Genomic DNA, 7,694 nt, shown 5'->3' on the forward strand with positions numbered 1-7,694 from the left:
CGGTTTCTATGAATGTCCATCCCTATTTTATCACAGCTCCCCCAGCCAATCAATCGCATTCTTTGAAATTCCGCATCCCTTTTCTGACAATTCCTTGGTCAATTGATACAACTTTTCATGGATCCTGCAAAAATATGCCTTTTGGTTAAAAAAAGCCACCTTTTCAAAGGGCCAGCGCACCACGGAGGGGAAGCGCATCCCCACCCCCAGCTCCAGCACGAACAGCCTGCGGTTCAGAGTCCCCTGGAGCCATTTTCTGTAGAGCCCCCATTGGTCCAGATACCCGGACTCGTCATAATTCTCCGCGTACACATTGTTCAGCACAAGGGCGGCCCCGCACTGCGGACAGGCTCCGGACAGGGGATTCTCCTCCGGGAGCCGCCCCCGGTACAGTTCCTCAAAAAAATGCCACAGCCTGTCCCTGTCCTGCTCCGTCACCTCCGAGAGCGCTCCCCCGCAGCCCCCGGTGCACTGCTTCATCTTCCAGGAGCCGCAGGGCATCACCACCCTCCCCAGGTCGGCCGCCCTGCTGTCGGTGGATACGCTGACTGCGAAAAAATTCTTCCCCCTGAGGATTTCCCCCAGCCTTTCAAGGGCAGTCTCTACTGAGTTGTTCCCCGACTTTTCCGCGCAGTACTCGTTCCACGCAGGCATGAGCCAGCGGAATCCGGCTTCCTTCAGCTTCCCGCACCCGGCCAGATACCTTTCGTCCTTCCCCAGGAAAGCGCTGCCGTCAAAGTCCTCCCCCAGGCCTGCCAGCACCATGTCCGATTGCCCGATTTTCTCCAGAATCTCATGATTATCCATCTCAACCACCCTGCCATCCTCGTCCTGCGTTCTATGGAACAAGAAAAAAGCCGGGACATCATCCCAGCCTTTTTCAGGACTTTACATATCCAAGTGCCTCTCCGCCACAAGCTGATCTATGATTTTTACCAGATTGCCGATCTCCGGCTTGGACAGCTGCGCGTCCGCTCCAAGCGACTCGCCCTTCCGGCGCATCTCCTCGTTCACCAGGGAGGAGAACAGGACCACCGGAATCTTTGCCGTGGCCTCGTCCGTCTTGATCAGCTTGGTCAGCCTGTGCCCGTCCATCTCCGGCATCTCTATATCGGATATGACCACACGCACGTTCTCGTGCAGGGTTCCCTGATCCTTGTAGTGGGTTATGATATCGTAGGCCTGTTTTCCGTTCTCCACATGGATCAGGTTCTCATAGCCGGCCTTCTTCAGGCAGTCCACTATCAGCTTGTTCAGCAGAGCGGAATCCTCCGCGATCAGGATGGGAACCGTGCTCCTGTGCCGCTCTCCCAGGTCATTGATGTCGGAGATCTTCAGGCCGGTCTCGGGGTTGATGTCCGTGACAATCTTCTCGAAGTCAAGGATGATTATCAGCCTGTCTTCCTTCTTGACGATACCGATGGCTACGCCCTCCTCCGCGGTGGAGATCGTGACCTCCGGCTTGATAATCTCCGTCCAGGACACCGTATGGATACCCAGGACGCTGTCCACATGGAACGCGATGTCCAGCTTATTGAAATTCGTGATAATGAACAGTCCCTTGGAATCCGACTCGCCGCGGCCCAGGCAGTTCTTCAAATCGATTGCCGTGATCATCACGTCCCTGGGCATGAACACGCCCTCAATGCTGGGATGCGCGTTGGGAATCGGTGTGACCGGCTCATATTTCGTGATCTCCCTGATCTTCGCCACGTTGATGCCATAGTAGTTGTCGCCCAGCTTGAACTCCAGAATCATCAATTCGTTCGTGCCGTTTTCCAATAAAATCTTGCTGTCGTCCATATTTATCCATATCCTTTCCCGGCCGGAGCCTTCCAAAACAGGAACAGTTCCGCTATTTATATGCTATTATCTTAACATACTTGCGTGGAAAAGGAAACTATAATCTTCAAAACTTACCAAAAAACTTACTAAAATTTTTCCGGTCAGTCCTTCCTGTCAGATATTCTCGTTCCGGATGGTGTCGATGATGTTCCTCCTGTTGATCTTGGCCATGGAATAGCGCATGATGACGTACAGCAACAGGGCCACGGCGGCAACGGACAGGACGATCCCCATCCAGGGAACCCGGTAGTCCGTCACGAACCTTATCCCGAACCCTCTGTGGAACAGCAGGGAAATCAGCAGCCCTGCCGGAATCCCGATGCACAGCGCCTTTCCTCCGTAGAACATGCCCTCCAGCCATATCATGCGCCTGAACTCCCGGCCGGTCATCCCCACGGAGCGCAGCATGGCGAACTCCGGCGCCCGAAGCTCCATATTGGTGGTGACGGTATTGAAGACATTGGTGATTCCGATCAGAGCCACTACCGCCAGGAACCCATAGAGGAAAATCGCTATTACCAGAAGCATGCTGTGTTCCCCTCTATATATGGACTCGTAATTCGTCAGCGAATAATACTGCAGCTGCGCTTCGCTGCGGATGCGCTGCTCTGTCTCGTCCGCGTCCCGGCACTTCAAATAGACCTTTATGTCATCCTGTCTCTGCAGCCCCGGCGCGCTGTCCATGAACGCGTCGTCCACGATCAATGTCATGCTGTAACCCGAGTCCGCAAGATACATGGGCCGCACAGTGGTCTGTTTCAGGACTTCTATGTCCGTCCCGAAGGATTCGCCTGTCCCCCGGAGGATGTCTCCCGGCTTGAAATCTGCGATATTCCCCTCTTCGATGTAGGTCTTTCCGTCTACCGTGGTTTCATAATGATAATCCGCTATCACAAGGGCCTTCCCCCTTGCCTCCTCCACGGACACCCCCGCCTCCCTGCAGTAGCGGGCATATGCCTTCTCTCCCAGGGAGCATACGACTATCCTGTCTTCCCCTGTGTCTTCCTCCTCCGCGAATTCCCCCTGCCACTCTATCGTATAGGGTATCTGGCCCTTCTCCACTGCCAGGCTTGCCTTTCGCACGATTTCTCCCTCTTCCACGCTGTCCATTTCCGCAATGGCCACCGCTTCGTCATAAAAATCCCATTGAAAGATACTGATGTCTATCTGATAGGGCAGTTTCTGGAAACGAGTGCCCACAGCCAGGGATATCAGATCCACAAAGGTAGTCATGCCGATGAATATGGCCACGCTCACCACGATGGACACCACTGTGGTGCGGTACTTCACCCTGGCCCTTCTCAGATTCTTGTAAGCGATCTTCCCGCCGATGCCGAACATCCCCCCGATCCATCCCGGACATCGGATGTGTTTCCCAGGATTCACAGTGTCGTTGGCCCGGATGGCGCTGATAGGCGAAATCCTTGCCGCCTGCCTGGCGCTGCCCCTTGCGGAAAGGAACACTGTCACTGCCGCCAGAACCGCGGCCAGCAGGATCATGGGCAGTGATGTGCCGAATATCATTTCGAAGCCTAGGGCATCCTTTACCAGGATGCTCACCCCTTTCACCAGAATCACCGCCGCGGCCAGCCCGCCTGCCACCCCCAGGGGGATTCCCACAGCGCTTAAGAACCTGGCCTCATAATAGACGATCCTGCGCTGCTGCGCCGCCGTAGTCCCCACAGAGGCCAGCCTCCCGTAAAGCCTCATTTTCTCCGTCAGAGAGATGACGAAGCTGTTGCGGATACAGAACACGCTGGTAACGATGATGACCGCTACGGCCACTGCCGACATGGCGTATATCATGCGCATCATGCCATCGGCAAAAAGCATCAGCTCCCATTTCAGCAGCCAGTAGTTCTCCTGGACGGAGGAGGCTACTGTCTGAATCTCCTCCCGCTCCTGCTCCGTGCAGTCCTGTAATCCCTCTTTCCAGCGCACGTACAGCTCCTCGGCTACGCCCAGGATTCCGGCCGTCACCCGGTCTCTATGGCGCAGCCCCTGTTTCGTATAAGTTGCATACACATCCGCTTCCGCCGCCTGCGCCGGATCCTCCAGGCGGGTAAAGGCCGAATATCCCGGTGCCGTCACAGGCTCCACCGAGCTGCCGGGCCGCTCTATGATGCCCACCACGGTGAATGTCTTCCCGGCTCCCGGCCGGAATGTCTCCTCATCGCCGTGGTAGGGATCCCACTGGCTCAGCGTAAATCCGCCATCGGAAATCCGTTCTCCCAGGGACAGGTTCAGGCTGTCCCCCACCTTTATCTCCACCAGGCCGTTGCTGCCCGTATGTCTGCCCACCACCAGCTCCGAGCCGTTCTCCGGCATGCGCCCTGACACCAGCTTTAAGGACAGCGCGGTCTCCGCCTCTTTGTCCATGGCCGTGACATACAGATAGGGCTTATCCGGATTCTGGCAGCCCTCCAGGACAGCATAGCCCGTTTCTTCCGTCAGGGCGTACTTCTCTATCTGCCTGTTGTTCTCAAAATATTTCAGGTACTCCTGCTTCACGTTCAGGAAATGATAATGGAAATCCCCGTTCTGCTCCTTCTCATAGGCGATCAGACTCACGCGGAAGCTCACCACCAGACAGGCCAGCGCCGTGATCAGCGCCGTGGCAAGGATGATTCCGATGATTGTCACCGCCGTGCGCTTGCGGTTCTCTCTCATGGAGCGGTAGCAGCATCTCTTCAATACATTCATCCCGCCACCCCCAAATATCCCTCGGACACATAGCCGTCCTCGATGCTTAAGACCCTGTCCGCCTGCTTCGCCAGCTCCAGATTGTGGGTGATCATGATCACGGTCTGCCTGTACCTGCGGTTGGAGACTTTCAGCAGCTCCATGATCTCGTTCCCGGCCCGGGTGTCCAGGTTTCCCGTGGGCTCGTCCGCCAGGAGGATGGCAGGCCTTGTAATCAGCGCCCTGCCGATGGCCACCCGCTGCTGCTGGCCGCCGGAGAGCTGGTTGGGCAGACGGTTCAGGACTCTTTTCAGCCCCAGCATCCCCGCCAGCTCCTGCACCAGCTCCGGATCCGGCTCCCGGCCGTCCAGCTCGCAGGGCAGCGTCAGGTTCTCCTCCACCGTCAGCACAGGAATCAGGTTGTAGAACTGGTAGATCAGCCCCACCTGCCTCCTGCGGAATATCGCCAGTTTGTCATCGTCCATCCGATAGATGTCCTCGTCCTCTATGAACACCCTGCCGGAGGTGGGCCTGTCCACGCCGCCCAGCATGTGCATCAGCGTGGACTTCCCGCTGCCGGAGCTCCCCACGATCGCCACGAACTCTCCCTGTGCCACGGAAATGCCGGCATCGTTCACCGCGATGATCTCATTGTTCCCTGTCCCGTATACCTTGCGCAGATGCTCCGTGCGCAGGATTTCCGCCGGACGGGCGGAGTCCCTTTCGGGCATTCCCTCCTCTGCTTCCCTATAGCCTTTCCGTCCCATATTTCCCATATTTGCCTTCCTTTCCTGAAATCATTTTCAACCGTTCCTTACGCTTCCAGTATAAAAGGCTAAAATGACATTTCCGTGACATTTTATATTTTTACTCCATCTGCATCCTCACGCATTTCCATGCAAGAACCGCAGGATGAAAACGGTGCCCCCTTCCCTGTAGGAGTCCACCGTTATATAGCCATTCTGCTTCTCCAGGATTTCCTTGGCCAGGGACAACCCGATGCCCATGCTGTCCTCCCTGGCGGAATTTCCCTGGTAGAAGCGCTGAAACAATTTTCTTTGCTCCTCCCGCGTCATCCCTTCCCCGTGATCCCGGACGGCTATCTGGACGTAGACCTCGTTCGCCTCCCCGCTTATCTCCACGATGCCGCCGTCAGTGCTATGCTCTATGGCGTTCTTGACAATGTTCAGCAGCGCCTCCTCCGTCCATTTCCTGTCCACGAACAGGCTGACCTGCTCCGGAAAATCCAGAGAAAAGGAAATCCCCCTCCACTCCGCGGCAATCTCCAGCCGCCGCACCACATCCTCCACCAGAGCCTTCCCCGAAATCCAGGCCCGCTCCAGCTCCACCATCCCCGCGTCCAGCTTCGACAGCTTCAGCACCGTGGTCACCAGCCAGGACATGCCGGTGAGCTGCCTGGTGGCCTCTGCCAGAAAACGCTGCCTGGTGGCCCGATCCATGTCCATGTTCTCGGACAGATTGTCCAGCAGCACTGTGGCGGAGGTAAGGGGCGTCTTCAATTGATGGGAGATATCTGCCAGAGCGTCCGCAAGCATGCGCTTCTGCGTCATCGCGGCCTCTGCCTGCTCTTTCAGGTAGACCGTCAGCTTATACAGCTCATTACGCAGTCCGCTGAGCTCATCGTCAGCATTGTCCTCCACCTCCACCCGGTAGCCTCTTCGGTTCAGGGCCTCCATATACCCTGCCAGCCCTGAAATCCTCTCCTGACGATTTTTGAAATATCGATAGAGCAGAATGCCCATGCAGGAGAAAAACAGAATCAGGAAAAGGTTCATCCCCGCGTACAGCATCCCGAGCTGTCTCTCCTGTCCCGCAAAGGACGCGCCCGCATATCCCTCCAGGATACCGTACCTCCCAAGGAGTTCAGCCCCCAGGGCCTCATTGCCCTCACGGTTCAGGATGGATACCAGCTCTTCCTCGGCCACTTCCGGATAGGCCTCCGACACATTTCCGAATACCGCGGCCAGCAGGCTGTGATATTCCGCCCGCATATGGCTCCCATAGACTGCCACGCAGAGGTTCATGGCCAGGACCCCTGTACAGAAACAAGCCAGAAACATCCCTGCCAGCCACTTCAGCTCCTTATTCCAGACCATATTTCCATCCCTTTCTGTCCTCTCACTGCTCTTGCGGACTCCCGCACGCTCCCTGCTGTCAGGCATCGAATCCAAGCCATCCCTTTCTACAGTACCACCGTCAGCGCTCCAGCCTGTATCCCATGCCCCGCACTGTCTTTATGAGCCGGCCGTCGCTGTCCCCCAGCTTCTCCCGCAGACGCTTCACAGTCACCGACAACGTATTGTCGTTCACGAAGTTCCCGGATATATCCCAGATATCCGACAGGATCTCATCCCTGGTAAAAAGCTTTCCGGGGCAGGACATCATATTGCTCAGAATCTTATATTCCAGCTTCGTCAGCGCAATCTCGCTGCCGCCGCGCGTCACTTTTCCTGTCTCCGTATTCAGGGCGATATCCCCGCAGCGCAGCACGGACGTGCCCTTTCCGCTCCTGCGCAGCACGCTCCTGATACGCGAGACCAGCTCCCTGTTGCGGAAGGGCTTGACGACATAATCGTCCGCACCCATATCAAGCCCCTTTACCACATCCGTCTCATCCTCTTTCGCCGTGAGGAATATCACCGGCGTCTGTCCTTCCCGCTTCACCTTCCTGCAGAGCTGGAAGCCGTCCCCGTCAGGAAGCCCGATGTCCAGGAGCACGAGCCCCACATCCCGCCTTGCAAGGAGCTCCTCTGCCTGCGCCATGTTCCTGGCCGTCACCACCTGATATCCCTCCTGGGAAAGCAGGTACTCCAGCCCCATGATAATCGCCTCATTATCCTCCACCAGCATAATCTCCATGCGCTTCCTCCTCTGCGGACGACATATCCTGTTCTGAAATCCATATACAAAAAAAGAGTATTTCGATATACGAAACCTCTTTTTCCTGTGTCTTTATAACAGAATCCCAAATAAGATTCTAACTGTGCCCTCAAAACCGAATACTGACAGGCGGTGCAACCACCTTGCGGTGCAATCGCCTTGCGGTGCGACCGCCTCATGAACCGACATCCTTACGCCTTGGTTAAGCTTGCGTCCTATTAGTATGCGTCAGCTGTGCACATCGCTGTGCCTGCACCCCGCACCTA

At 56.4% G+C, this 7,694-nt stretch carries 6 protein-coding genes; all 6 read right to left on the bottom strand.

Annotated features, from left to right (window positions below):
• Nucleotides 1–30 precede the first annotated feature (30 nt).
• Nucleotides 31–849, bottom strand: coding sequence for a hypothetical protein (locus Q2B33_RS03795; protein WP_300815711.1), 819 nt, complete (start codon nt 847–849; stop codon nt 31–33).
• A 39-nt stretch (nt 850–888) separates the two neighbouring features.
• On the bottom strand, nt 889–1,803 hold the full coding sequence (locus tag Q2B33_RS03800) for a chemotaxis protein (RefSeq protein ID WP_300565296.1): 915 nt from the start codon (nt 1,801–1,803) through the stop codon (nt 889–891).
• Between the two features lie 156 nt (nt 1,804–1,959).
• Nucleotides 1,960–4,548, bottom strand: a complete 2,589-nt coding sequence (locus Q2B33_RS03805) for an ABC transporter permease (RefSeq protein ID WP_300565294.1) — start codon at nt 4,546–4,548, stop codon at nt 1,960–1,962.
• Nucleotides 4,545–5,258: an ABC transporter ATP-binding protein gene (locus Q2B33_RS03810; protein WP_300565427.1), complete on the bottom strand. Its 714-nt coding sequence runs from the start codon at nt 5,256–5,258 to the stop codon at nt 4,545–4,547. Before Q2B33_RS03810 ends, Q2B33_RS03805 begins: the two co-directional genes overlap by 4 nt.
• A 153-nt stretch (nt 5,259–5,411) precedes the next feature.
• Complete coding sequence (locus Q2B33_RS03815) at nt 5,412–6,644, bottom strand: sensor histidine kinase KdpD (protein ID WP_300565292.1); 1,233 nt, start codon at nt 6,642–6,644, stop codon at nt 5,412–5,414.
• 100 nt (nt 6,645–6,744) lie between these two features.
• Nucleotides 6,745–7,407: a response regulator transcription factor gene (locus Q2B33_RS03820; protein WP_300565290.1), complete on the bottom strand. Its 663-nt coding sequence runs from the start codon at nt 7,405–7,407 to the stop codon at nt 6,745–6,747.
• Nucleotides 7,408–7,694: the final 287 nt, after the last annotated feature.

This window comes from uncultured Acetatifactor sp. (assembly GCF_948601915.1).
Classification (GTDB): Bacteria; Bacillota; Clostridia; order Lachnospirales; family Lachnospiraceae; genus Acetatifactor.

Excerpts from the sequence above, each read along its gene's own strand:
- Q2B33_RS03815 (WP_300565292.1), bottom strand. The coding sequence starts at position 6,644 with ATGGTCTGGAATAAGGAGCTGAAGTGGCTGGCAGGGATGTTTCTGGCT.
- Q2B33_RS03800 (WP_300565296.1), bottom strand. The coding sequence starts at position 1,803 with ATGGACGACAGCAAGATTTTATTGGAAAACGGCACGAACGAATTGATG.
- Q2B33_RS03820 (WP_300565290.1), bottom strand. The coding sequence starts at position 7,407 with ATGGAGATTATGCTGGTGGAGGATAATGAGGCGATTATCATGGGGCTG.
- Q2B33_RS03805 (WP_300565294.1), bottom strand. The coding sequence starts at position 4,548 with ATGAATGTATTGAAGAGATGCTGCTACCGCTCCATGAGAGAGAACCGC.
- Q2B33_RS03810 (WP_300565427.1), bottom strand. The coding sequence starts at position 5,258 with ATGCCCGAAAGGGACTCCGCCCGTCCGGCGGAAATCCTGCGCACGGAG.